Raw genomic sequence first — 25,187 nt, 5'->3', positions numbered from 1 at the left:
CCTTCCCCCCACGGTCGCAGCCTGCCCTAAAACTTGTTATCCCGAGTGGCCAAGGCTTGCCAAGCGACAAGGCAGGTTCCATAAAAACTATTGCCCACCGCTGCCATCCGATCTTTCAGCGGCCCGCCAAGGCCGATTTGCACGCGATGGCGCGAGACAGACAGCTCTAGGGGGAAGCGATGCCGATTTCGGACAGTGTGGTGCTACGTGGCGAAGTCGTCGTCCACCACCCCAATCTGGTGAACCTCTACGGCTGCGAGGTCGGTACCGGCTCACGCATTGGCGCATTCGTCGAGATTCAGAAGAATTCCTATGTCGGCGAGCGCTGCAAGATCTCCTCGCATACCTTTATCTGCGAGGGCGTCACCATCGAGGACGAGGTATTCGTCGGCCACGGGGTGATGTTTACCAACGACCGCCTTCCCCGAGCCACCAACCTGGACGGGAGCGCCCAGAGTGAATCCGACTGGAAGGTCGAGCCAACCTTGGTCAAGAAGGGCGCCTCCATCGGCTCCAACGTCACTATCACTCCGGGAGTGACCATCGGAGAGCGGGCACTGATCGGTGCCGGCGCCGTCGTCACCCGTGACATTCCCGACTTCGCCATCGCTGCTGGCGTGCCGGCCCGTGTGGTCGGCGACGTAAGGACCCCAAGGGCTGGATGACTCCCCCTGCCGGCGTACCAAATTGCGATCTTTGGTGTAATCAGCGGGATCATTTGAGGTAGTTCCAGCGCCTGCCCTCGCCTGGCTGGATGATCCTGGTTAGGTCTTGATGACCCAACGGCCATAGTGACCGTACGACTTTGCGGCTTCAAACTGCAATTGAAGCGGTCGAGATGGCACGACATTGAACGATCAACTGGCGCATCCTTTCTCAACCAACGACAGGCCCAACGGGCCTCCAAGCTTCCGGTGGGCGGGGGTGGAGTGAAGGGTACGTCACAATGATCAATATCGGTATCATCGGTTACGGCTATTGGGGGCCGAACCTCCTGCGCAACTTCATGGAGCTCCCCGATGCCCGGGTCCGCTTAGTCGCCGACCTCGATCCCAAAAAGCGCGAGTTGGTGGAACGCCGCTATCCAGGTGTCCAGACCACCAGGGACGTCCAGTCCCTGTTCCAGGATACCGAGATCGACGCCATCGCCGTGGCGACGCCGGTCAATAGCCACTTCGAACTGGGCATGTCGGCGCTGAAGGCTGGCAAGCATCTCTGGCTCGAAAAGCCCATGACCGAAACGTCGCTTCAGGCCAGGATGCTGGTCAATGAGGCTGACAAGCGGGGATTGACCCTGATTGTCGACCACACCTTCATCTATACGGGTGCGGTACGGAAGATGCGCGATATCGTCGCCGCCGGCGACCTCGGCCAGATTTATTATTACGACGCCACCCGGGTGAATTTGGGCCTCTTTCAGAAGGACGTGAACGTCATCTCCGACTTGGCGGTCCACGATTTCGCGATCATCGACCGTCTGTTCGAAGAGCATCCGAACGCGGTTTCAGCCAGCGGTATCAACCATTTCCCCGGCACCCCGGAAAATCTGGCCTACATCTCGCTGTTTTACGACTCCGGTATGATGGCGCACATCAACGTCAGTTGGCTGGCTCCCGTGAAGGTGCGCAACATCCTCGTCGGCGGCTCCAACAAGATGATCACCTACGACGATCTGGAGCCCTCCGAGAAGGTCAAGGTCTACGACAAGGGCGTGTCCTTCACCGACGACCCGGCCAAGATCCACGAGATGCGCGTCGGCTACCGCACGGGCGACATGTGGGCGCCCAAGCTCGACTCCACCGAGGCTCTGCGCATCGCCGGCCAAGAGTGGATCGACTGCATAATCCAAAAGAAGGTTCCGACCGCCGATGGCCGGCTTGGCCTGCGCGTGGTGGAGATCATCGAAGCCGCCACCAGTTCCATGCGCGGACGTGGCGAAACCGTTCACCTGCGACGCAAAGATGCTGCCTAATATGATCCCGTTCGTAGATTTGAAAACCCAGTACACCTCGATCAAGCTCGAGGTCGATGCAGCCATTCAGCGCACCCTGGAGACCTGTCAGTTCACCTTGGGTGCCGACGTAGCTGAATTCGAGAAAGAATTCGCCGCCTATTCGCAAGCGGCCTTCGGCATCGGCGTCAACACCGGCACCAGCGCCCTGCACCTGGGCCTGCTAGCCGCCGGGATCGGGCCGGGCGACGAGGTTATCACCTCTCCGTTCACCTTCGTGGCGACGGTCGCGGCCATTTACTACACGGGCGCGACCCCTGTGCTCGTCGATATCGATCCTGCGACCTACACCATCGACCCGGCCCGTATCGAAGCCGCGGTCACGACGGCCACCAAGGCGATCATCCCGATCCACCTCTACGGCCAGCCGGCCGACATGGATCCCATCATGGCCATCGCCAGGAAGCACGGCCTGGTGGTGTTGGAAGACGCCTGCCAAGCGCACGGTGCGGAATACAAGGGCAAGCGCGTCGGTGCAATCGGCGACATGGCAGCTTTCAGCTTCTACCCGGGCAAGAACCTCGGCGCCTATGGCGAAGGCGGGATGCTGACAACGGACAACGCCGACTATAACCGGGCGGTCCGCATGCTGCGCGACTGGGGCGCCGAGCGGAAGTACCACCACGAAGTCAAGGGCTATAACTACCGCCTAGAAGGCATTCAGGGCTCTGTCCTGCGCGTGAAGCTCAAACACCTGGACCGTTGGACCGAGCAGCGCCGCGCCACGGCCGCCCGCTATGACGCCATGTTCGCCGGCATCGGCCTGCCAACCCCCTTCGTCCGCGACGATGTGCGCCACGTCTACCACATTTACGCCGTCCGCACGACCGAACGCGCCGGCTGGCAGGAGGCGCTGAACGCTCAAGGGATCCAGTCGGGCATCCACTATCCCACTCCCGTGCACTTGCTACCCGCATACGCGGACCTCGGCTACAAGCAGGGCCAGTTCCCGCACGCCGAAAAGGCTGCGGCTGAGGTTCTGTCTCTACCCATGTTCCCGGAGTTCACGGAGCAGCAGCAGGACGTGGTCGTGGCCGCCGTCAAAAAATTGCAAGCAAGCGTTTCACGAACGGGCCTGCGCTCGACCTGAAACAGGCCTGCAAAAGCGCATCCAAACCGATGACAGGGAAATACAATGAAACTTGAAGGCTCTCGAATCCTGGTGACCGGCGGCTGCGGTCTCATCGGCTCGACCACCATCGACCTGCTGCTGAAGGATCACGCACCGGAAAAGATCGTGATCCTCGACAACTTGGTCCGCGGCAGCCTGCAAAACGTCAAGGACGCCCTGCAAGACCCGCGCGTCGAACTCGTCGAAGGCGACATTCGCGACGTCGCGGCAGTCCACAAGGCGACCGACGGCATGGACGCTGTCATCCACATGGCAACCCTGAGGGTCATCGCCTGCGCCGCCGAGCCTCGCGAAGCCCTCGGCGTCATGTGCGACGGCAGCTACAATGTCACTGAAGCCGCCCAGGCCAAGGGCGTGAAGAAGATCTGCGCGGCCTCCTCAGCCTCGGTCTACGGCCTGGCCGACCTGTTTCCGACCGAAGAGAGCCACCACTCGTACAACAACCGCACCTGGTACGGCGCCAGCAAGGTCATGCTGGAAGGCCTGTTGCGCTCGTTCAACGACATGTACGGCCTGCCCTACGTGGCGCTGCGCTATTTCAACGTGTACGGCCCGCGCATGGACGTGCATGGTAAGTATACGGAGGTTCTGATCCGCTGGATGGACCGCATCGACGCCGGCCAACCGCCGCTGATCCTCGGCGACGGTTCCACCACCATGGACTTCGTCTATATCGATGACATCGCCCGAGCCAACGTACTTTCCCTGATATCGGACGTGGAGGACGACGTTTTTAACGTCGCAAGCGGCGTGGAGACCAGCCTGAACGACCTGGCCGCCTCGCTCCTGCGCGTGATGGGTTCTAACCTACAGCCGGAGTACGGGCCCGAGCGCAAGGTGAACCCGGTCTCGCGGCGACTGGCCGACACGTCAAAGGCAGAGAAGATGCTGGGCTTCAAGGCGACCATCGATCTCGACGAGGGCCTCACCCGCCTGGTCGAATGGTGGCGCGCCAATCGCGGCTAGGATGCCGGCCGCTTTTTCGGAAGCGGCGAATGCTGCGCTGAAGAAACTCTTTTCGCGAGCGTCGCAGGCGCGCTTACCCGACCGTGGAGGCTGCACCGGTCCTCCCAATCCATTTGATGAACAGCGGATCATGGCCGGGATTGTCTTTCACCGTTTCTGGCAACGCCTCGTGCGTTGCAGCGCCCGGTAGTGGTCGCCACTCGGAGATATCAGCGGCCTAACGATGGTCTTACGCACCGGCTCGTCCCCAACAGGAAGCGCCCGATTTCCGACGGCACACCAAATGAACAGGTGCTCTCGCCTCCCCCCATCCCTTGCCGGCGCGAGGTTCGGCAGTCGGCACTTGCTTGCTATATTACAGCAACAACCCTTCGCGCCTTATCGAGGTGACAAACGACTTCCGCCTGTCGAACTTGGAGGCGGCCTTGGTTTGCGTACTGTATTCGAACCTTAATCGGTGCCATCAGCTCGGCTGTATCTTGGCGTGTTAGACCAGCGCTAACCACGGTTACATGCACGGCACCGAGCGGCTTCGCGGCAGACACGATTGAGGTGGTCCCGCTTGGTGAGACAGTTTGGCGGCTTGGCTAAGGTGGATCGGGGTTGTTTCTACGCCGCCAATAGCTCCGTCATTTCTGCGATAGCATAGACCTCGTCGGGCGTCCTGCCGGAGAAGGTAGAGTGCGGGCGCAGCCGATTGTAATAGTCAATCCAGGAACCGATGCCTTTGCGCGCCTCGCTGCCGGTCTCGAAGGCGCTGAGGAAGACGCATTCGTATTTGAGGCTTCGCCATAGCCGCTCGATGAAGACGTTGTCCATCCAGCGGCCGCGCCCGTCCATGGAGATGCGGATCCCAGCGTCCTTCAGCGTCGACGTGAAGGCGAAGCTGGTGAACTGGCTTCCCTGATCCGTGTTGAACATGTCGGGCCTGCCGTAGCGGGCGATCGCCTCTTCAAGCGCGGCAACGCAGAAGTCGGCATCCATCGTGTTCGACAGCCGCCAGGCGAGCACCTTGCGGCTGAACCAGTCCATGACGGCGACGAGGTAGAGAAAGCCGCGCCGCATCGGGATATAGGTCACGTCGGCGCACCAGACCTGGTCCGGCCGTTCGATCGCCAGGTGCCGCAGCAGGTAGGGATAGATGCGGTGCTGAGGATGCGGCGTGCTGGTCTTCGGCGCCTGGTAGATCGGCGATAAGCCAATCTTGCGCATCAGCCGCCGGACCCGCTTGCGGCCGACGCAGCAACCCTGACGCCGCAGATGCCGCGCCATCTGTCTGGAGCCATACCAGGGCATTTCCATGAAGGCCTCGTCGATGACGCGCATCAGTTTGAGGGTCTCGGGCGTCTCGTCGACGGGCTGTCGATAGAATGACGCCCGCGAGATCGAGACAAGCTCGCACTGGCGGCGGATCGAGAGCCGTGGGTGATCGGGATTGATCATCATTCTCCTCCGATCCAGGCTCAGCGATCGAAGGTCTTGGCCAAAAAATCCCGCTCGACCACGAGCTGGCCGATCTTGGCGTGAAGCTTCGTTACCTCGGCTTCCCGGCCGACCTGCGCATCCGCGGCCTTGTCGTCGAACGCCTTGGCCAGGTTCTCGATGGCCTGCCGCTTCCACTGCGTGATCTGGTTGGGGTGAAGCTGATGCTTCGTCGCCAGTTCAGAAATCGTCCGCTCGCCGCGGATCGCCTCAAGCGCAACCTTGGCCTTGAAATCGGCCGTAAACCGTCTGCGTGTCTTCATACTGGATCGTCCTCTTCATCGGGCGATCCACCTTATGCCCCTGTCTCAAAATCCGGCACCACCTCAGATTGCCGCTCGGCAGGCACTAACTACTTCAGGCGGGGCACCAGGTATCGCTTTCAGAGATTCCAACGGTCCAAGGGGATAGCCGATTGAAACCCGCCCGAACTCGCCGCGTCCAGCATTGGAAGGCCTTAGAGTGGACGGCAGGTTGATGCTAGGCTTCGTGCCATTGGCCGAACCAATCGCCGCATTATCTGGTGCTGGGCTGCCTGCAGTTGACGCCTTAGCGGACGCCGAGCCGGCAGTACCTGTCGACACGTCCGCGCTTGTACGCCCCGGCTTGCCGCCAGCACCGACGCCTACGCCGACGGACCCGTTGCCCGTGCCGACGGATCCCCCGATGTTTGCTCCACCCACACCATCGACGCTAGCACCGACTCCGAAAGAGGCACCTTGTGCACCGACGCTCACTCCAGCACCAAACCCAAGCCCGCCAACCTTGCCGCCACCACCCACGTCAAGGGCCCAGGCAGGTTCAGCCATTCCGATCATCATTGCGACTGCCACGTATTTGTACATTGACGGTTTCCTCCAGCGGCGCAGGTTCGATTTTCTCCGGCCGTCACCAGCTTCATTGTCGAGGGCCCTGCGTAGTCGGGAGCAACGCGTCCGGGAGGGTAACCGTCGTCGCTACCACAACGCGTTTTGATGATTTGTGGACCTTTGAATTGCCTTTTTCAGACGAGTTACGTTGACGGGCCGACTGGCTAGCCAGTGGAATTGCCGCAACACTCGCTTCGATTGCCCGTCCTATACGCGCGCTGCGACGCGCACTTTGCGATTTGACGAGATCGATAGCGCTGCGCGCGGCACTGAGGTTGATGGCCATGGCAAGGGCCTTTTGGCGCTCTTCCTCCAGAGCCGCGTGTTGTTCGGCGGCGGCCTGCGTTGCCGCGTCACGTTCCTGGTGAGCAACGTCGAGATCACGCGCGGCCAGGTCCGCCTGAGCGCGCGCAACTTGCAATGAATGCTGCAATGCATTGTTGGAAAGGTTTAAGTTGGCCTCGGCGACCTGCCGGCCCTTTAGGGCGCCGGCCAGTTCGATCGCGGCCTGATCCGCACTTGTGTTATTGGTGTCGCTGGCTTGCCGGGCTAGGGCGAGATCGCGCCCGGTGAGCTCCACCCTGCGGCGTTCCTGGTCAAACGCTCGATTCGCCTGGGCAAGTGAAGCCGCCATGGCATTGCGCGCTTCCTCGGCAAGAACGGCTTTCGCTTTTAAGGAAGTAATAGCCCCGTGCGCCGCTTCCAGATCGAGCGCCACACTTTGTTTCCTTTGAGCCGAATCTCTCAACGCGCGTCCCTGCTGAGCAGCCGCGTCGGCAGCCATATGCGCCTGCTGGATGGCGTTTCTTTTGACGCGCTGCATCAAGCCCAATTGTGCATTTGCCGCCGCCAATTGGCCTTGCGCGGCAACAAGTTCGGCACGATCGTCTCCAGGAAATATCAGCCAAAGAAGACATATGCATACAGGGATTGCACTCCACCTCCAGTGGTGAATGCCAAAATTAACCAACGCCGCACGCTTGGCAGGTTGGAGTATTGCATATGATCCATCTCTGAAAATCACCGCGCGATCCTCGCTGCGAATGCACACTCAAGAGGGTTACATTGGTGTCTCGTCTGCAGTTATCAGTGTCGTAAGATTCTATCGTATTGATGTGATCTCGCGGAAGGAAACTTACTCTTGATGATATTGTTCCCGAAATCTACGCCGAGTACCTAATATGGCTTAGGTTGCTCAAAAGACGTAGAGGCCATGATACTCTCCGGTCCTTCACTTCCAGACTAATGTGTGGGGATTTGACATCTCATGCCTTCATATACGGCCGCACTAGCCACCTGACGCTGCGTCAAGAATCAGCTACTTTAATGCTGCGGCGGACCTGAACAGGACCCGTCAGGCCGGCGCCATTCAGGCAAGCTCCCAGCAGAAGCGCGCCGGCCATCTCTGAGCCGTACCCGTTATTCAATGCGGCTAATTTGGTGCTGATCGCTCGGGGTTCTCGCTATTTCTTTTTGGCTCGCTGGCATTTTGCCGCCGACAACGGACAAATCTTCATTGGGTTTGGTGCGCGAGTTGCCGGCCTAGTCCACATGACCGGGCTAATCTGTGCGTCATAGAGCCGAAGCTATGTTCAGCGCATCCTGCGAGCGCGTCGGCTGTGTTCTATTACCTTCTTCTCCTTCGATATTATCCCCTAGACCCGAACCTTTTCGCCGACTTCCTTGGCAATATCGATCGCCTTCCTGCTTTTGCGTCGCGGTCAGCACGGTGCGCCAATGCGGCTTCTCGAACGCGCAGACGACATACGTTGCTGCAGGTTTGCCGGTCATCGGTTGGCCCCCGAATTGTTGTTCTTTGTACCTCGTTCGTTTGACTTTCGAGCAGATTAGCATGGGCGCATATCTTCCCCCGCGGGACCGTTCTCACGACCGACCCGTCGGTTAGGCCCGGTGTCCTCCCCAATCCCAACTAGGGCACCGGGCCGCTGCCGAGGTCGAGCTTTGACGCGAAGGGCATATGACGCCGGGCGAAGACCCCAACCACCTCAAACCCGGCGAGCCTGCTACCTGATCAGGAACGCGATCAGGGCCGGAATCATCCGGTACCCTTCCGACGCAAGAGCGATGCCAGCATTCCGTCTCGCAATGGGACAATGCAGTAAGGGAACGGGACTTGCTGGGCGTTGTTTGCAGGTTTACTAACTTAGATTAGGGTTGTGCTAGCCGACTTAACGTGTCGGCTAGGCCCGGGGTCAGCAAAACCTACCCCAACGCCGGCGCGCACCGCCGGATTGAACGCCGTAAACCCCATACCCGTCGGTGTCGGTCAGGACTGTCCAAAAATGCTGACCGCCATTCGCTGCAGCTTCCTATTGGCGCAGGATGGCGCCAATCGCGAACTGCGCTTTTGCTTCGACTTTCCGAATGGCGGGGGGCGCGCCTACTCCAAGTTCGGAGGCACCGTGCTGTCCTTAAGGATTACTTGCATCGTTGCGGGGAGGACGAGAATATCCGAGTGCCAGCAATGGTCCCCGGCCCGACTGCCCAGATGCGCCTTCCAAACGCCAGACTTGGTAGTCGGGCCACCGCCCAATCCAACGGAGCTGCAAACGATGTCCGCTCATCGCTTCAACCACCCTGTTCACGTCTTCGTGGGACTTGGCTTTCCCCATGCGGTGTCCTCTGTGCAGGAAGCCCGTCAAGTCCTTGATGAATGGACGGGGCGGCTCAGCCCGAAATACACAGCGTCAGTTGCGCTTTGCCAATCCGCACTTGCCCGCAACGAAGACGTTGAGACGGCTCGTGCTGCCTTTGAGGCCTTTGCTCTAGCCCACGGAATTCTTGCGCCGGACGCAATCGAACTTGCGGTTGCGCGCGCGGCAGAAGAATGGATGGCAGCCTATGATGAGCGGACCGAGGTTTTCGCTGACGGTTAGGTTGACCTTGAAGTTCGATCATCGGAATGAAGAGCGAACAGTTCAAGTTCGTCATGAGTTCGAGTATCGATATATCGAACTGTCGGCATAGATGCCTCGCTTGACAATCGGCACGCTTGAATTTTCGCGATCAGAGCCATGTCGCGCAGACACTGGTTTTGCCAGCGTTTGACCGGTACTTGCGAGATCAAAAGAAGGTCATTCGCGATCGTGTTCTGCAACTCGCGATTCTCAGCCGGGTAGGAATGATGCAGCGGTGTGCCGATGAGCGCGATCGTTCGACCACCCTCATCGATTGCGGTCTGATGCGCGACACGGTCAATGCCTTTTGCGAGGCCCGATACGATCGTGAAGCCGTCCTTGACCAACGATTTGACCAGCTGCTGCGCGCGCTTCTGACCTTCTGCACTGGGCTCGCGGGTGGCAGGTCGAAACTGTCGATGGCGTAACTGAAGGAGCAGAGTTTCCAATTCAAATCAATGGATGGGAGGACCGCGGCGCCCGGCCTCTATTTGCACGCATTGATCTCTTGTTGCTGCGCTCAATCCCGGAACAAGAGCCAGGAGTTTATAAAGCCGACACTTTCCGAGCGCCGCGAAGATCGCGCCAAAGATGCGTATGCTGGGCAATGTACACCGGATCTTTGACATTGAGGCAGACGCGATGGCATGTTCATCAGCCGCCTTCCAGGTGCCGCCGTAAATCGACGAAGAGACCGCGCGTCCCGCTTTCCGACGAGACAAAGACCGGCAGATGCATCCGGCGGAAAAGCACGCATTCGACCGACGGCAAATATTCAGGAGCAGGCCTGCTCGGCGCTGACATCTCGCCGCAATCGCTGCCGCTTCGCATTCGCCCTCCTCTTCCGCATGATCTCTCGCCGGCGTTCTTCCGCCATATCGGTTGGAGGACATCGCTCGCCTGCCTCAATTGCTGCCAAAAGGACCCGTCATTTGGCGATGCTGGTGCTTCATTCATCCTCGAACGCCTGCTGACTCTTTGCGGCCCATAGCTTTCGGGCCTATTCACTCTGATCGCTTTTGAGCTTGTCGGCCATCCAACGCAAAGCGCCGTAGATTAGCGCGATCGTCATTGGTGAGCTCAACGATGCCTGCCTTGACGACGAGACCGCCGAGTTCAATCAGATGCCGGGTGCGCTTACGGCGTACGACCTGCCAGGCCCGCATGTCATTGCGTGCCCGTGCCGCTTGGCGGCGATTGCGGGCTGCCCGATTGCGCTGAAGCGCCGCGAGAAGTTGCGCTGAGATGCAGGAGCAGTTCGCCGTGACCCGCTCTCGAAAAACATCACCCCACGCGCGGCCCATGCCTCACGTTTTGCGGCGTCTTTCGTCTCAGTCATTGCAACCAGCGCGCCGGCCGGTTCGTCGGTGCTGAGTTGATCGGCGCCGGTGGCGATCACCAGCTCGCTAAGTTGCTGCACCTTTCGCGTTTTAAGCTCCCGCGCCTTGTCCAGTGCCTTCAGTTCCGCGTCGAAGTCGCGTGGTTTGCGCATGACTGTCTCCATCTGTTGGCAATGCGGCAATGATAGGCGAGCAGCTGCCGGAAGGCTTCAGGGTTGCCGAGACAGCCCGGGACGGGTTGGTCCATCCCGAGAATTTATCGAGGGAGGGCGCGCTTATACGTCGTGCCGACGTGCGGTTTGCCGTGCAAATGATCCTGTCGCGATGGCGATTTATCATCTTCACGTCAAGGTCATTGGCCGCAAGGCTGGGAGCAGCGCTGTGGCGTCCGCCGCGTACCGCTCGGCGTCGCGGCTGCGCGATGAGCGGATTGAACGAAGCCATGACTTCTCAGCCAAGCGCGGCGTTGTCCATTCCGAGGTTTTGCTGCCGGAGAATGCGCCGCAGGCCTGGAGCGACCGCGAACGGCTGTGGAACGATGTCGAGGCGTTCGAGGTACGCAAGGATGCGCAGCTTGCCCGCGAGGTGGAGTTTGCCCTGCCGCGCGAACTCAGCCAGGCACAAGGCATCGAACTGGCGCGCGGCTTCGTGCAGGCCGAGTTTGTCAGCCGGGGCATGGTCGCAGATCTCAACGTGCATTGGGACAGGGCGGAGGATGGCAGTCCCAAGCCGCATGCGCATGTCATGCTCACCATGCGGTCCGTGGACGCGGATGGCTTTGGCGCAAAGGTGCGCGACTGGAACAGCACCGAGTTGGTCGAGCGCTGGCGCGAGCGATGGGCGGAGCTTGCCAATGAGCGGCTTGCCGAACTCGACATCGACGCCCGCATCGATCATCGCAGTCTGGAAGCGCAGGGTATTGCCTTGGAGCCGCAGACGCAGATTGGTGCACCAGCCCAACGCATTGAAGGCGGTGGCTTTGAGGATGGCGGCATTGAAGCAGATCGCGCCGAACTGCACCGCGAGATCGCTCGCGACAATGGCGCGCGCATCATTGCGGATCCATCCGTGGCGCTGGAGGCCATCACGCATCAGCAATCGACCTTCACCCGAAAGGACATTGCGAAGTTCTCGCATCGGCACAGCGACGGAATGGAGCAGTTCAATGAGGTGGTGACAGCCATCAGCAATGCGCCCGATCTGGCCGAACTCGGCAAGGACGGACGCGGTGAAGATCGCTTCACCACCCGGCAAATGATCGAGACCGAACAGCGCCTGCATCGCGCGGCGGAACGCATGGTCGCGGAGGAACGTCATGCAGTGAGTGATCAGGATCGCGAGGCTGCTCTGGCGGTCGCCAAGCAGCGCGGACTTGTTTTGTCAGGCGAGCAGACCGATGCACTGGATCACATCACCGATGGGCACGGTCTTGGTGTCGTTGTCGGCTTTGCCGGAACGGGTAAGAGCGCGATGCTTGGCGTTGCGCGCCAGGCATGGGCAGCCGCAGGCTACGAAGTTCGAGGCGCGGCACTCGCCGGCATCGCAGCCGAGAATCTGGAAAGCGGATCCAGCATCCCATCTCGCACCATCGCCAGTATGGAACATGGTTGGGGGCAGGGCCGCGATCTGCTCACAGCGCGCGATGTCCTAGTGATCGACGAGGCCGGCATGGTCGGCACGCGCCAGTTGGAGCGCGTGCTCTCCCATGCAGCGGAAGTCGGCGCAAAAATCGTGCTGGTTGGTGATCCCCAGCAGCTGCAGGCGATCGAAGCGGGCGCTGCATTCCGTTCCATCCACGAACGTCATGGCGGCGTCGAGATCGGCCAGGTTCGCCGGCAGCGCGAGGACTGGCAGCGTGAGGCCACGCGCGATCTGGCAACCGGCAGGATCGGTGCCGCAATCAGCGCCTATGACGCGCAAGGCATGGTGCATCAGGCCGCGACGCGCGACGAAGCGCGCAGCGATCTGGTCGAGCGCTGGGATCGCGACAGGCAGGCAGAACCCGAAGCAAGCCGGATCATTCTCACCCACACAAACGATGAGGTGCGTGCGCTCAACAAGGCAGCGCGCGACCGGATGCGAGCTGCCGGCGATCTCGGCGACGATGTTCAGATCACAGCCGAACGCGGCGTAAGGAACTTCGCCAGCGGCGACCGCGTCATGTTCCTGCGTAACGAGCGTGGACTCGGCGTCAAGAACGGCACGCTTGGTGTGATTGAGGAGGTCAGCACACAGAGCATGGCCGCGCGCACCGACGACGGCAGGTCGGTGCGCTTTGACCTCAAAGACTATGCCCACATTGACCATGGCTATGCCGCGACCGTTCATAAGGCGCAGGGCATGACTGTCGATCGCGTCCATGTGCTCGCAACGCCGGGCATGGATGCGCATGGCAGCTACGTCGCGCTGTCGCGGCATCGGGATGGGATGGACCTGCATTACGGCGGCGACGACTTCGCGACACGGGACCGGCTGGTCCGTACGCTGTCACGCGACCGTGCCAAGGACATGGCGTCGGATTACGAGCAAGCCGACCCGGCGCAACACTATGCCGAGCGGCGCGGCATCACTTTTCGCGAGCGCGTGGTCGAGATCGTGCGTCGCATCGTTCCGGAGAAGCTGCGCGACAAGCTCGGCCGGCTGCTGGACGGGTTGCGCTCGCCCGCAGACGCCGAGCCCAGCCAAGACCGTGTGCGCAGGCCGGGAAGAGAAAATGTTGGCGCGCAAATCGGAGATGCCGGCCCTGCGCCCGAAAGAGAAGCTTCCGCCAAGGGAGCGCAGCGCGACACGGATTTGCAGGTCGACCCAGAAGCGTCGCTCCGCCGCGCGCGCACGAACGCGCTTGTTCGTCACGCGCGCGCTCTCGACGCTATCCTCAGCACTGGAAACGCGGATGGCCAGGGCAGTCCGGAGCCGATGCAAGAACTGAAGGATGCCCGCAGTGCTTTCGAGAAAGTTCGGCCGCATGGCTGGCGCGATGCCGAGGCGGCCTATGTCAAGAACCCTGAACTCGTCCGTGAGGCCGGCGCCGGCCGCGTCAACCGCATCGTGCTCGCTCTCCAGCTTGAGACGGAAATTCGCACCGGCCTGGACCTCGATCCGGGCCGCCGCGCCGACCGTTTCGTGGAACGCTGGCAGAGCCTCGATCGGACAAGCCAGGGCCAATACCTGGCCGGCGACATGTCGGGCTACAAGTCAACACGGTCGGCCATGTCCGACATGGCCAAGAGCCTTGAACGCGATCCTCAGCTTGAATCCCTGCTTGCCAACCGCAAGCGTGATCTCGGCATACACACCGATTCCGGCCGCCGCCTCGGCGCGGAACTTGCATTCAGCCACGGCATCGGCAGAGGACGCGGCATTGGGATCTGAACCCCTCCGATTTGCCGCCGTTTCCACGCCGGGGCAAGACAACCCGGAAAACCCTCTTGCGCGCCCGTAAGTGACTGTCCTCTCTGGATCAGGAGCAATCAGAACCAGCCAGCAAGAGGCAGTGCGACCATGCCTGAACCAGACCGGATCCTCCGCCTGAAAACCGTTCTTTCCCGGACCGGTCTGTCTCGGTCCACGATATATCGCAAGATAGCCGAAGGCACCTTCCCACGCCAGATCCAGATCAGTATCCACGGTGCAGGCTGGCATGAATCCGATATCAGTCGCTGGATAACCAATCCCGTTTCGTGGCGTCCGCAAGACGAGGGCGACGAGTTATGACGTTGATGTACGCTGCAAGGGAAGCAGTCTTTCATCGAGACGTAGCGGTCGCCGCAGGGCGAGCGGACACTACAAACCAGAAACGATAGTCGGCCTCGCGCCCATCCGAATGGGTTGCTCGAGCAAGCAACTTTGGAGCGAACAGCACTCCACTGGCCGCTTTTCTGCTTCCCGAACCCCGCTGCGACCAGCTCAGCATACTTCGAAGAAGACTGCATCCTTACGGTCCATCAGCCGTCAGTTGAAGGTTGTTCGATCGATGCGGCAATCATCCTAGGATTGAGATTTATGGTGGCAGGCGAGGTCATTCAATATCGAGTGGATATGCGGCCAGGGGAAATCGTCGGGACGCTCCCCATGCTCACCGTCATGCAGAATAACGAGCAGCTTCGCTAAGATGCCCTCGATGGAGGTAGCCGCTGTCAGCGGCAGTTTATCCATCAGTAGACGTTCGGCTGTTTCGGATGGCCTTATCAGTTCGTCTGCTCCCAAGTAGCCGACCTCAGCGTCGGCAGCATCCCAACGGTTTGTTGCGCCGCGAAGTCAGCAACCGCCCTGCCCCATTCGACTTCATCACCGAGTGATGAAATATGCGCAATCCAATGTAGGATGGCACGAGCAGCCCTTGGCTGGGGCATACGGGACCTGGCCGATGTAGCGTGCGTCGCAACGCAAACAATTACCCGTTTGGGACAAGGCGATCGTCTCAAACCCAAAACGCTTCAGGCTATTCTTGCCGCCTTCGAGGCAGCGGGAATTGATTTTATCCCAGACAATGGAGGAGGACCGGGAGTTCGACTTTCTCGTCGGTTGGATGATAAATATGGCAGGTAGTATCCTGCTGATCAGCGCTTGCCTTCACCCAATCACTTGGAAAATGGATCACTGCGTCTGGGAAGTTTTGGTCTCTTGAAAGCGAGGCCCCTTCCAGTAAGAGTGTACCTTTGCTTGGACCTTCGGAAGAGTTCTATCAATCAACAGGGACTGTGGAGACTTTGCGCTTGGATACCTATCAGAGTCTGGACGCGCATCCTTGATGCACCTGGCGCAACGCCTCGGTCGGTAATGCGGGCGATCAATAGGCTGCAATCGCCTTCGGAGCCGCCCTGAGCGCGTTCATTGCTTCGTTTAACGCTTCGTCGGTCATTGCTTGTTACCTCGCAAGAACGCGGCCCAATCGCTCATCATGGCGCGGCGTTTCTCAACCATCGTTTCGCGCCGGTACGCGGCTTCAACTTCGCTGTTGATGGCATGGGCCAGGGCGAATTCCCGCATGTCGCGGGGATAGTCCGAAAGTTCGCCGGACCAATCGCTGAATGTTGAGCGCAAGCCGTGGGGGACCGCTGGACGGCCAGAATGCTTGTCCGGCCATCCAACGCGCCCGGCCTCCACGTCGCTTTCGTGCATGCGCTTCATTGTCGCCGATAGCGTCATATCGGACAGCATCCCGCCACGGATCGCCGGGAACACATATTTGCTATTATCGGTTTTCGCCTCTTTCATCCTGGTCAGAATTGCTAGCGCAGCATCAGACAGCGCAACCGTGTGTGGCTTTTTCATCTTCATTCGTGCAGCCGGGACCATCCACAATTTGGCGTCCCAATCTATTTCCGGCCATTCCATGCCGCGCACTTCGCCGGATCGTCCGGCGGTCAATGTGACGAATTCAAGCGCCCGTGCTCCTGTCCCTTCGCGTTTGCGCAACGCGGCAAACCATGTGGGCGCGTCTTTCAACTGAATGGCGGGTTGATTATCGGATTGCTTGACCTTGCTTGGTTTCGACAACATGGCGGCAAGATTGCCTTTCCATGCCGCCGGATTATCGCCGTCGCGGTGTCCATGCGCCTTAGTCCAATCCAACACACGTTCAATACGCTGCCGTAGTCGTGTGGCTGTTTCGGTCTTAGTCGCCCAGATTGGTTTGAGGATTTCGACCAAGTGGTGCTTGGTCACGTCGGAAACGGCAAGATTCCCAATGACAGGCATGACGTAATTATCGAGCGTTGAGCGCCACTGCTTCCGGTGTTTTTCGTTCCTGAATTCCGCCAGCGTATCGGTCAAAAATTTGTCAACGGCGTCACGGAATAGTAGGTGACGCTTGGCCGCCGCCTCCGCTGCCTTACGACGGTCGCGCTTCTCTTGCACCGGATCAACACCTTGATCACGGATTTTAGCTTTCATCGTTCTAGCGCGTTCGCGCGCCTCACCCAACGACACGTCATGTCCGCCAAGACCCATTTCGCGGCGTTTGCCATTCACCATGGTGCGCAAAAGCCACGACCGGCCGCCACGGGGCGTTATCTGGAGCATGAGGCCAGCGACACCGCCAATGGCATGGACAACATTCCCCGATGCGGATGATCCGGGATGCTTCAAATTTTTGACGGCGAGCGCTGAAAGTTCCTTGGCAATTTTCGGCATCGCTTTTTCCACACCCATTATCTTACCCGCCAAAAACAATGGCATTGGATAGGGCGTATTGCAACAGCATGAGACAGTTAAGCAATGGACACTTAAGACTACTATATTGAAATGTTTGAGGTATTTCTATCGACTGGGACGGCCTGCTACAAGACGCGACAAATCAATATGGCCTCCACTTCCTCCGCCAAATCAAGCCCGAAAGGGCCAGAAAACGTGGGTTTTCCGATTTTGACTGACCAAATCGAACTAACCAACCGGCGATCTAGCCGCCTAATATGCGTAATTTTGGAATGGGTCAGCGTCGTTTTCGAGCGACTGCCAATTGAACTCATGTCGCTCAGTGGCGGGAATGCTTGTAGGCGCTTTGACTCGGAAATAGCCGCCAGCGGGTCTTTTATCTTCCCTTAGGCTTAGGCTGGATATTCGATTTTGCTGACCGCGATATCAGGGCGCCTTTTACCAGAAAACCGGTCTTTGGCCCACGAATTCAACGGCTTTTCCATGTACTTGTAGGAGAGCCATGCAGCAGTCACAACGACCGGCAAACTGCAAAAAAGCAGAGCTGCGCATGCTATCTTGCTTTGCATGAAGCCATTTTTCTGTAGCCAGTAAGCCCAGACTGTCATGACCGGAAAATGGAACACGTAAAATGCGTAGGAACGCTCCCCGAACCAGATGAGCCATCGGGTGCGAAGCAGGCCGCCGACAAGATCAAGCGGCGGTATTCCCCGAACTGAAATGCAGCTTACCGACACCGCCCATATGACTACCGGCACTAGGATATCGATGGTTGAAGAACATATCGCGACTCCGACAATTGCCACAGACGCAGCCAGCACATCCGCGCTACTCTGGATGATGCGACGATAATAAATGGCTGTCAGCATGCCTAGAAAGAACCATCCAAGCATGAACGGCAGAAAAGACGGCTGCGACGGGAAATGCCAACGATAGCGAAAGGCGAAGATGGACATCACTAGAATTGCCGCCGCCAGCGCCAACCAGCGCTCCTTAGGAGCTGACAACGCGGCAACGAGCAATGGTGCGACAAGATAAAACTGCCATTCCAATGACAGGCTCCACATCGGTCCGTTCAGCGATGTGGGTGCACCAGAAAGAAGTTCCTCTGGAATCGCCCCGTGTAAAAGGAATAGGTGCGCGAGCACGTGCTGCCAGAGATTGGCCGATATGCTTGCCGTTCGCGTGTCGTAGATTGCGACCCATGATGGGTCCAGCCACCCAATACCTCGGGCAAACGGCACGAAATAAGTCCATGTCAACACGCCGAGAACGATACCGATCATGGCGACGGGATAGATGCGGACAGCGCGGCGCGCCAAGTATTGCGAGTACGTTGCGTCGGATGCGGCCAACGACGATGCGATAGCGAATCCGCTGAGAACGATAAACACGGTTACGGGGATTTCTCCTCGTCCAAGAAACGACAGTTTTCCCGTGGTTAGACCGCTAAATAGGACGACGTGCGACACAAAAACCCAGAAGGCCATAATGCCGCGCAGAGCATCCAGTTCTAGAAGCTTTTGGTTTTTGTGAGCTTGCATAGGGTGCCTCTCCGCAAAATACACACCCGATTATGCGATCTTTTGTTGCAGTGCACAATGGCGACGATAGATCACTCCCGGTTCTTGGTGCTTGCCGCCCTGCCCGGTGTAGCCGCCATCCGCGTATAGGCTGCCCGTGCTATTGAGCCCCCGGAAACACATTGCTCTAGCCGCCACCACCAAAGATGGCGTCAAATGTCCCGCCAAGCCCACCACCTCCGCCCGCCGCAGAGTTGGCTTGCGGAATGGTGTCGATAAGGTCGATATCGGCCGCCAATAGCATGCATTCGCGCTCCGGGTACTTTATGGATATTTTGCCGCCTGTGCCGACAGAATATTTTATAGAAACAAATGGTTGATACCATCAATTTGATCGACACTTGGCCAATTCACCAACCTAAGCTGTCCTTACTCGCGCTTCTAGCAATCCTGCCGACGTTTTGAGGAAAGCGACGCGATATTATCACCGATGCGCCAAGCGAAAGCGCGCCGCTTTGGCCCTGTTGCCACAGCCATCCATTGAGCACCAGCGCCTCGGCTTTGAGCGGCTTTCATTGACAAAGAAGCCGCCGCAGCGGTCAGCCTCGCATTGCCGGATGTCATTTGCCGGTGGAAAGAGCACCAGCATTGCAGCGGCCGCGGCAGACCGGCGCAGCGGCAGGCAGATAGCCTCGCTTTCGGAAACGGTGGTGAGGGTCAGGATATTGCCCAAGTCCGCAGTCCCTCCGGCCCGAGCGATCGCCTCCTGGAAGTCGTTTAAAGAACTGCGTTTGGGTCCTGTACCATGGCTGAGATTTCGCGCCGACGAAATGAGCCACGCCTTGAGCGCTGACCGCAGTTTCAGCACCTCGACATGAACATCGCGGGCCACGTCCCGATGCTTTTTATTCAGCCGCATGAGGGCACGCCCTTCGCCTTCCGCCAGCAGCTGGGCAGGGATGCAAAAGCTCAGCATATCCTCATAGCTTGGAATGAAGTCGATCGCCTCCCCGTCGCGCCAATGCAAGGTGTTGGCGAGGTCAAGTGCGGGCGCCCCGGCCAGCATCCGCATTGAGCCAAACGGTGAGACGTAGGTCCTGGTTAATTTGGTTGCTTCCACAACGCCAATATGTAACCTCTTATATGGTTACTCAAGCGGAGAATGGAGACGCATGAACAAATCTCTGTTGGCGCTCCTCATGTGGTTAGCGGTTCCGACATTGGCCCATGCCGACGACGATGCGCTTTACCGATCGAGCCTGATCGTTACGGGTGACCGCGAGGAAACGCGCATTCCTGTTATTCCCAGGGGTTTCGAACTGGCAGCGCAGAAACTGACTGGAAACCCGGAGATTGCGCAAAAAGCCGGTTTCACTGCGCTAGCGGCCCGGGCCGCGCCAATGATCTGGTCCTATACGTACCATGATCGGATGTTTGGCGTGCCCATCCATGACGAGCAAGGAACACGCGACCGCCCTTTTGATCTCACTTTCCAGTTTGATCGGACGCGGCTGAACGATGCGGTGGCAGCGCTGGGCGAAAGGCCATGGCTCGGGCCTCGTCCCAAGCTGGGGTTGCTCCTGGAAGTTACCGACATGGCGCGCAGCTATGTGCTTGCCGCCGACGGCGTTCACGGTTCAGATCTGCGCGCTAGCTTCGCGGATGCATCGGCGCTTTTCGCCATCCCTGTCATATTCGCTACAGACGCCGATCTGTCGGCAGCGGCCATCGCGCCTGACAAGATCGATGCGATACCGCATGAGACATTGACCAAGCTGAAATCCAGATTGGGAGTCGATGCGATCCTTGTCGGCCGTCTCGATTGGGGCTCCAGTGAACCTGGCTGGCACGCGGTTTGGCGCCTGCCACTGAGCGCGGATTCCGCGAACTGGAAGATCGCCGGCGCAAACTTCGATGCTGCCTTTCGCGATGCCATTGGCGGTGCCGCCAAGCGCCTGAAGCCGATGAAATAGTCCAAGCAGCCCGTTGCAAGTTTCGTGGTTTGCGCAACATATCGAGGATCGCTGGCGCCTCTCCCGGGGGCAATTAACTTCCCGCCAAGCCATTCGTTTGATTCTATATTGAAAAATTGATCAAAAAGCCGTTTTTCCCAGTCAAGGCTATCGCGGGCACAGGGGCGGATCATTTGGAACAGCGCATTTTTCAGCAGGTCATGAGCCTGGGGCCGAATTGCCGACCGAAAGCAAACATTCAGCGCGTCTTCGGCAGGAAAAACTCGCTGCGCCAGGTCTTTGACTGGCAAGTCACACCGCCTTCCGCCCTGGTCGACTATTTCCAAAAGGATTTTGTCGGCCTCTTCGAGCGCGAGGATCTGTTTGTCCATGAAGCCGGCGTCGTGGCCAATCGGCGATACGGCACAATGCACTATCACGAATTCCCTGCCGAAATCACGGAAGCAACACTGGCTTCGAGCTACACCGCCGCAAGAGCACGACACGACAGATGGTGTGCCGCCACCCGGCGCGCACTGGACAACCGGCGGCCCACATTATTCGTGCTCGGCCAGCCTCTGCCCGAAAATGAGATCCAGGCTGTCGTCAAGCTCATAGCGGCGCGGTGTTCGTTCAAGGATTTCGCTGTGCTTGACGGGCCTGAAGGCGACGATGACACAGGCGATGTCTGGGAAGGCAACTCAACGCTTTGGTCGAAACACCTTTCTCCTTTTAAGATCGAAATGCCGTTCTCGGCACTGGTCAGTTATCAGATCTATCGCTTGCGCAAGCACATCGGGTGAGTTCGCCAAGGGCAAAGGACGTGCAATCGGTCTTCATTCGCGGAGTGGTCGTTGCTTGGTCCGGGCTGAGCACCCTGCTCGCCTTGCACTGGCTCATTGAGCTTGGCATGCTGGGTTTTCCAGATGGCTACATAACGCCGTTCGCAAGGGCGACCAGCCCGCTTCTCCACGGCCTCGCCATCGCATGCCTCGCCCAAGGCCTCTACTTCTTTGTCAGAGGGCTCATAGCCAGTAGATCTGGGATGCGCGCTCTATGTCTTCAGATTGTTGCAGCCGCGATCGTTACCGTGGCACCTGTGTTGGTCATAGAGAGTTGCCCGAATTCGCGAACATGCAGCAGTATCTATGAGACGCTGACCGGCACCATGATGGACGACGGAACCGGCGGGTAGACAGTTGGCGCTTTCAAACGGAAAGCAACGAAGCCGCAGCCATACAAGCCGTCCGACCCCTTTCGCGTCGAATCGGCTAGACATGACTGCATGAACGAAACCTCCCTATATGCGCCGGTGAAGCGCTTCCTCGAAGGCCTCGGCTTCACAGTGAAAGGCGAGATTGGTGGCTGCGACATTGTCGCGTTGCGCGATGGTGAGCCGCCGGTTGTGGTCATATGTGAACTGAAGCTGCAGTTTAATCTCGAGCTGGTGCTGCAAGGTGTAGATCGCGCCGCCGCATGCGACGAAGTGTGGCTCGCCGCCCGCATGTCGGCCCGCGGCAAGGGGCGCGAGAGCGATGCCAGGTTTCGCAATCTCTGCCGCCGGCTCGGCTTCGGTCTGCTCGCCGTGACCGCGGCCGATCGCGTTGAAGTGCTTCTCAGCCCGATCGCCCTGGCGCCGCGCAAGAATGCGCGCCGCCGCTCCCGCCTGGTCGACGAACACCAGCGCCGGCGTGGCGACCCTGTCGTGGGAGGCGGCTCTCGCAAACCGATCATGACGGCCTATCGCCAAAGCGCCCTCACCTGCGCCGCCGCGATGGTGGATGGGCCCAGGCGGCCGCGCGATCTGAAGGCCCTGACGCCGATCGCGCCGAAGATTCTGATGGATAATGTCTATGGTTGGTTCGCGCGCGTCGATCGCGGCGTCTATGACCTCACGGATGCTGGGCGGGCGTCGCTGATCCGTTGGCCGCAATCGCCTGCCGAAGCGGCGCCATTGGCGGATTTGGGTCTGTCGATCAAGTGATCAGAAGGCTTCCCGCCGACACCTTTCGACGCCGCACGTCAAACACTGATCGGCGCGAAATGCCTCGTCATGTTGATTATTCCGACAAAATATGCTGCTTCTCTCGCCCATGAAGAAGCTATGCATTACAGCCCTGGCGTGCGTGACACTGGGTTTTCCAGCCAACGCAATGGACAGCGCATTGCGCGCCGGCCTGATGAAACTCGACCCGCAGACCCGGCTTGAACAGCGTTGTGACGCCGAAATCCTGGACCGGATCACCCACGACGATAGCAAGTTCAAAGCCGATCGCGTGGTCGCCTACGCCTTTGCAACGCCCGAGATGGGCACCGACGCGATCAGGAGCCCAGGCGCTGCGTTTCGCAGCAAGGGGCAATGGTACAAGCTGAAGTTCAAGTGCCAGACGGCGCCGGACCATATGGAAATCTTGCAGCTCCGATACCGCATCGGCGACGAGATTCCGGAAGCCGACTGGTCGAAGTATAATCTCTACGATTGAGTTGTTCCGAGCCTCGGTGGCCTGCCGGGCTGCCGCTTCATGCCGTGGATTTTTCATCCGGCATAGGCGAAATCACGGTTTGGTGATGTCAGCGCGAGCGAACCCTTGACGCCGGAGGACCACCAAGTTAGGGCCGTCTGGATAATCGACAACGAACACTCGGCGAACCAGCAAGGGCTTCCGGTCGATGGAAATCTTCACAACCGCAGGGTTATCGGCCCTTCTTCAGGTCATCGCCATCGACCTCGTACTTGCGGGTGACAACGCCATAGTTATCGGTCTCGCCGCCGCCGGCCTGCCCGCCGACCAGCGCAAGCGCGCGATCCTGATCGGTGTGATCGCGGCCACCGTTCTGCGCATCTTTTTCGCGGCCATCACGGTCAAACTTCTGGCGGTTGTCGGCCTGCTGCTTGCCGGTGGCATCCTGCTCCTGTGGGTGTGCTGGAAGATGTATCGCGAGTTGCGCACGTCCCATGCGGACGAACTGGAGGCTACGGAAGCGCTCTCCAATTCCGATCTCAACAGCGACAAGGCCGTGGCCGGCAAGACGCCGCGCAAGACACTCGGTCAGGCAGCCCTGCAGATTGTCGTCGCCGATGTGTCGATGTCGCTCGACAATGTGCTGGCGGTGGCTGGCGCGGCACGCGATCATTTTCCGGTACTGGTGATCGGCCTTGTCCTGTCGATCGCATTGATGGGGCTGGCCGCGACCTTCATCGCCAAATTGCTGCATCGCCACCGCTGGATCGCTTATGTCGGCCTGCTGATCATCCTCTATGTGGCGGTGGACATGGTCTATCGCGGCGCGGTGGAAGTCTGGCCGCATGTCAACAGCGCGGTCGGCTGAGCCTGCCTGCCCGGCTAAGTTTCGCGAGCACCCAGCAAGCGTTTTGCCGCATCGATGGCGTGCCCATACCATTGCCGCAATAAGTATGCTAATGCGCCGCCAATCCTGAAAAGCCCGGAAAACCTATATGTCCGCTCCTCGCGTGAGTTTTGTCAGTCTTGGATGCCCGAAAGCCCTTGTGGATTCGGAGCGCATCATCACGCGCTTGCGCGCCGAGGGTTACGAGATTGCCCGCAAGCATGACGGCGCCGACCTCGTCGTGGTCAACACCTGCGGCTTCCTCGATTCCGCCCGTGACGAGTCGCTCAACGCCATTGGCTCGGCGCTTTCGGAAAACGGCCGGGTCATCGTCACAGGCTGCCTCGGCGCCGAGCCTGATGTCATCCGTGAAAGACATCCCAACGTTCTCGCCATCACCGGGCCGCAGGCCTATGAGAGCGTGATGGCGGCCGTGCATGAGGCGGCGCCGCCAAGCCACGATCCCTATATCGACCTTCTGCCGCCGCAGGGCGTCAAGCTGACCCCGCGCCACTACGCCTATCTCAAGATTTCGGAAGGCTGCAACAACCGCTGCACCTTCTGCATCATCCCGGCGCTGCGTGGCGATCTCGTGTCGCGGCCGGCTGCCGATGTGCTGCGCGAGGCCGAGAAACTGGCCAACGCGGGGGTCAAGGAACTCCTGGTGATCTCGCAGGACACCAGCGCCTACGGCATCGACATCAAATACCAGACCAGCATGTTCGGCGACCGCGAAGTCCGCGCCAAATTCCTCGACTTGTCGGAAGAACTGGGCAAGCTCGGCATCTGGGTGCGCATGCACTACGTCTACCCCTACCCGCATGTCGCGGACGTCATCCCTTTGATGGCCGATGGGAAAATCCTTCCCTATCTCGACATTCCGTTCCAGCACGCCTCGCCTCAGGTGCTGAAGAACATGCGCCGGCCAGCGCATGGCGAAAAGACACTGGAGCGCATTCGCGGCTGGCGTGACGTGTGTCCGGATCTCGCCATCCGCTCGACCTTCATCGTCGGCTTCCCCGGCGAGACGGACGAGGATTTCGAGATGCTGCTCGACTGGCTGGATGAAGCCAAGATCGACCGCGCCGGCTGCTTCAAATACGAGCCTGTGCGGGGCGCCCGCTCCAATGATCTCGGCCTCGAACAGGTCCCGCAGGAGATCAAGGAAGCGCGCTGGCATCGCTTCATGCAGCGTCAGCAGAAGATTTCAGCGACACAGCTGGCCAAGAAGGTTGGCAAGCGCCTGCCCGTGCTGATCGACGAGGCACATGGCACCTCTGCGAAGGGCCGGACCAAATATGACGCGCCGGAGATTGATGGCTCGGTCCATATCCAGTCGCGCCGTCCCTTGCGCGCCGGTGACATCGTCACGGTCAAGATCGACCGCGCCGACGCCTATGATCTCTATGGTTCGGCGGTCTGACCCCTCGTCTCGCCTGGATGGCTGGTAACGAAAAAGGGCGCCTTGCGGCGCCCTTTCCAGTTTGGAG

Annotated in this window: 20 protein-coding genes and 2 pseudogenes; 13 read left to right on the top strand and 9 right to left on the bottom strand. The window is 59.4% G+C overall.

Annotated features, from left to right (window positions below; all coding sequences use genetic code 11):
• The first annotated feature begins 179 nt into the window (after positions 1–179).
• The 4 genes from GA829_RS22110 to GA829_RS22095 all read left to right on the top strand — a co-directional run bounded on the left by GA829_RS22110 (position 180) and on the right by GA829_RS22095 (position 4,109).
• The gene (locus tag GA829_RS22110; protein WP_195174766.1) at positions 180–665 is read left to right on the top strand and encodes an acyltransferase; all 486 of its coding nucleotides are present in this window, start codon (positions 180–182) and stop codon (positions 663–665) included.
• Positions 666–946: 281 nt separating this feature from the next.
• A complete protein-coding gene (locus GA829_RS22105; RefSeq protein WP_195174765.1) occupies positions 947–1,972 on the top strand; it encodes a Gfo/Idh/MocA family protein in 1,026 nt (341 codons plus the stop codon).
• Position 1,973: 1 nt separating this feature from the next.
• A complete protein-coding gene (locus tag GA829_RS22100; RefSeq protein ID WP_195174764.1) occupies positions 1,974–3,101 on the top strand; it encodes a DegT/DnrJ/EryC1/StrS family aminotransferase in 1,128 nt (375 codons plus the stop codon).
• 45 nt (positions 3,102–3,146) lie between these two features.
• Entirely contained in the window at positions 3,147–4,109 is a 963-nt protein-coding gene (locus tag GA829_RS22095) for an NAD-dependent epimerase/dehydratase family protein (RefSeq protein ID WP_195174763.1), read from the top strand.
• 609 nt (positions 4,110–4,718) lie between these two features.
• Here the strand turns inward: GA829_RS22095 and GA829_RS22090 are convergent.
• The 3 genes from GA829_RS22090 to GA829_RS22080 form a co-directional block, all read right to left on the bottom strand.
• Positions 4,719–5,854 (bottom strand): IS3 family transposase gene (locus GA829_RS22090; protein ID WP_374940362.1). Its coding sequence is split into 2 segments (ribosomal slippage): positions 4,719–5,584 and positions 5,584–5,854, totalling 1,137 coding nucleotides; the frame shifts between segments, so codons are not numbered across the junction.
• Between the two features lie 634 nt (positions 5,855–6,488).
• The gene (locus GA829_RS22085; protein ID WP_195174761.1) at positions 6,489–7,484 is read right to left on the bottom strand and encodes a coiled-coil domain-containing protein; all 996 of its coding nucleotides are present in this window, start codon (positions 7,482–7,484) and stop codon (positions 6,489–6,491) included.
• 548 nt (positions 7,485–8,032) lie between these two features.
• Positions 8,033–8,251, bottom strand: a complete 219-nt coding sequence (locus tag GA829_RS22080) for a hypothetical protein (protein ID WP_195179901.1) — start codon at positions 8,249–8,251, stop codon at positions 8,033–8,035.
• A gap of 512 nt (positions 8,252–8,763) precedes the next feature.
• Here GA829_RS22080 and GA829_RS22075 point away from each other — a divergent pair.
• Entirely contained in the window at positions 8,764–9,357 is a 594-nt protein-coding gene (locus tag GA829_RS22075; protein ID WP_195174760.1) for a DUF982 domain-containing protein, read from the top strand.
• Here GA829_RS22075 and GA829_RS37580 read toward each other — a convergent pair.
• From GA829_RS37580 to GA829_RS22060, 3 genes and pseudogenes are all read right to left on the bottom strand, one after another.
• Positions 9,354–9,827, bottom strand: coding sequence for a DNA-processing protein DprA (locus GA829_RS37580; protein ID WP_195174759.1), 474 nt, complete (start codon positions 9,825–9,827; stop codon positions 9,354–9,356). The genes GA829_RS22075 and GA829_RS37580 overlap by 4 nt on opposite strands.
• A gap of 551 nt (positions 9,828–10,378) precedes the next feature.
• Positions 10,379–10,544 (bottom strand): annotated as a pseudogene (locus GA829_RS22065) (conjugal transfer protein TraD).
• Between the two features lies 1 nt (position 10,545).
• A pseudogene (locus GA829_RS22060) lies at positions 10,546–10,870 on the bottom strand (conjugal transfer protein TraD).
• A gap of 172 nt (positions 10,871–11,042) precedes the next feature.
• Here GA829_RS22060 and traA point away from each other — a divergent pair.
• Both traA and GA829_RS22050 read left to right on the top strand, forming a co-directional pair.
• Positions 11,043–14,090, top strand: coding sequence for a Ti-type conjugative transfer relaxase TraA (gene traA, locus GA829_RS22055; protein WP_195174758.1), 3,048 nt, complete (start codon positions 11,043–11,045; stop codon positions 14,088–14,090).
• Positions 14,091–14,219: 129 nt separating this feature from the next.
• The gene (locus GA829_RS22050; RefSeq protein WP_195174757.1) at positions 14,220–14,432 is read left to right on the top strand and encodes a helix-turn-helix transcriptional regulator; all 213 of its coding nucleotides are present in this window, start codon (positions 14,220–14,222) and stop codon (positions 14,430–14,432) included.
• A 1,143-nt stretch (positions 14,433–15,575) separates the two neighbouring features.
• On the opposite strand, the gene GA829_RS22045 is transcribed toward GA829_RS22050, so the two are convergent.
• From GA829_RS22045 to GA829_RS22035, 3 genes are all read right to left on the bottom strand, one after another.
• A complete protein-coding gene (locus tag GA829_RS22045) occupies positions 15,576–16,871 on the bottom strand; it encodes a tyrosine-type recombinase/integrase (protein ID WP_210337683.1) in 1,296 nt (431 codons plus the stop codon).
• 395 nt (positions 16,872–17,266) lie between these two features.
• Complete coding sequence (locus GA829_RS22040; RefSeq protein ID WP_195174756.1) at positions 17,267–18,418, bottom strand: acyltransferase family protein; 1,152 nt, start codon at positions 18,416–18,418, stop codon at positions 17,267–17,269.
• Positions 18,419–18,881: 463 nt separating this feature from the next.
• Positions 18,882–19,469, bottom strand: coding sequence for a CGNR zinc finger domain-containing protein (locus GA829_RS22035; protein WP_195174755.1), 588 nt, complete (start codon positions 19,467–19,469; stop codon positions 18,882–18,884).
• Between the two features lie 34 nt (positions 19,470–19,503).
• On the opposite strand from GA829_RS22035, the gene GA829_RS22030 reads away from it, so the two are divergent.
• The 6 genes from GA829_RS22030 (at position 19,504) to rimO (ending at position 25,120) form a co-directional block, all read left to right on the top strand.
• On the top strand, positions 19,504–20,370 hold the full coding sequence (locus GA829_RS22030; protein ID WP_195174754.1) for a DUF2066 domain-containing protein: 867 nt from the start codon (positions 19,504–19,506) through the stop codon (positions 20,368–20,370).
• A 173-nt stretch (positions 20,371–20,543) separates the two neighbouring features.
• Positions 20,544–21,152, top strand: a complete 609-nt coding sequence (locus tag GA829_RS22025) for a hypothetical protein (protein WP_195174753.1) — start codon at positions 20,544–20,546, stop codon at positions 21,150–21,152.
• Between the two features lie 482 nt (positions 21,153–21,634).
• Positions 21,635–22,333, top strand: coding sequence for a DUF2161 domain-containing phosphodiesterase (locus GA829_RS22020; RefSeq protein ID WP_195174752.1), 699 nt, complete (start codon positions 21,635–21,637; stop codon positions 22,331–22,333).
• Positions 22,334–22,424: 91 nt separating this feature from the next.
• Entirely contained in the window at positions 22,425–22,832 is a 408-nt protein-coding gene (locus tag GA829_RS22015; RefSeq protein WP_195174751.1) for a DUF930 domain-containing protein, read from the top strand.
• A gap of 187 nt (positions 22,833–23,019) precedes the next feature.
• Entirely contained in the window at positions 23,020–23,679 is a 660-nt protein-coding gene (locus GA829_RS22010; protein WP_195174750.1) for a TerC family protein, read from the top strand.
• 127 nt (positions 23,680–23,806) lie between these two features.
• The gene (rimO, locus tag GA829_RS22005; protein WP_195174749.1) at positions 23,807–25,120 is read left to right on the top strand and encodes a 30S ribosomal protein S12 methylthiotransferase RimO; all 1,314 of its coding nucleotides are present in this window, start codon (positions 23,807–23,809) and stop codon (positions 25,118–25,120) included.
• Positions 25,121–25,187: the final 67 nt, after the last annotated feature.

This window comes from Mesorhizobium sp. INR15, assembly GCF_015500075.1.
In the GTDB taxonomy this organism is placed as follows: domain Bacteria; phylum Pseudomonadota; class Alphaproteobacteria; order Rhizobiales; family Rhizobiaceae; genus Mesorhizobium.
The sequence above is the reverse complement of the archived record's forward strand: the minus strand, read 5'-3'. Positions and strand labels throughout refer to the sequence as shown.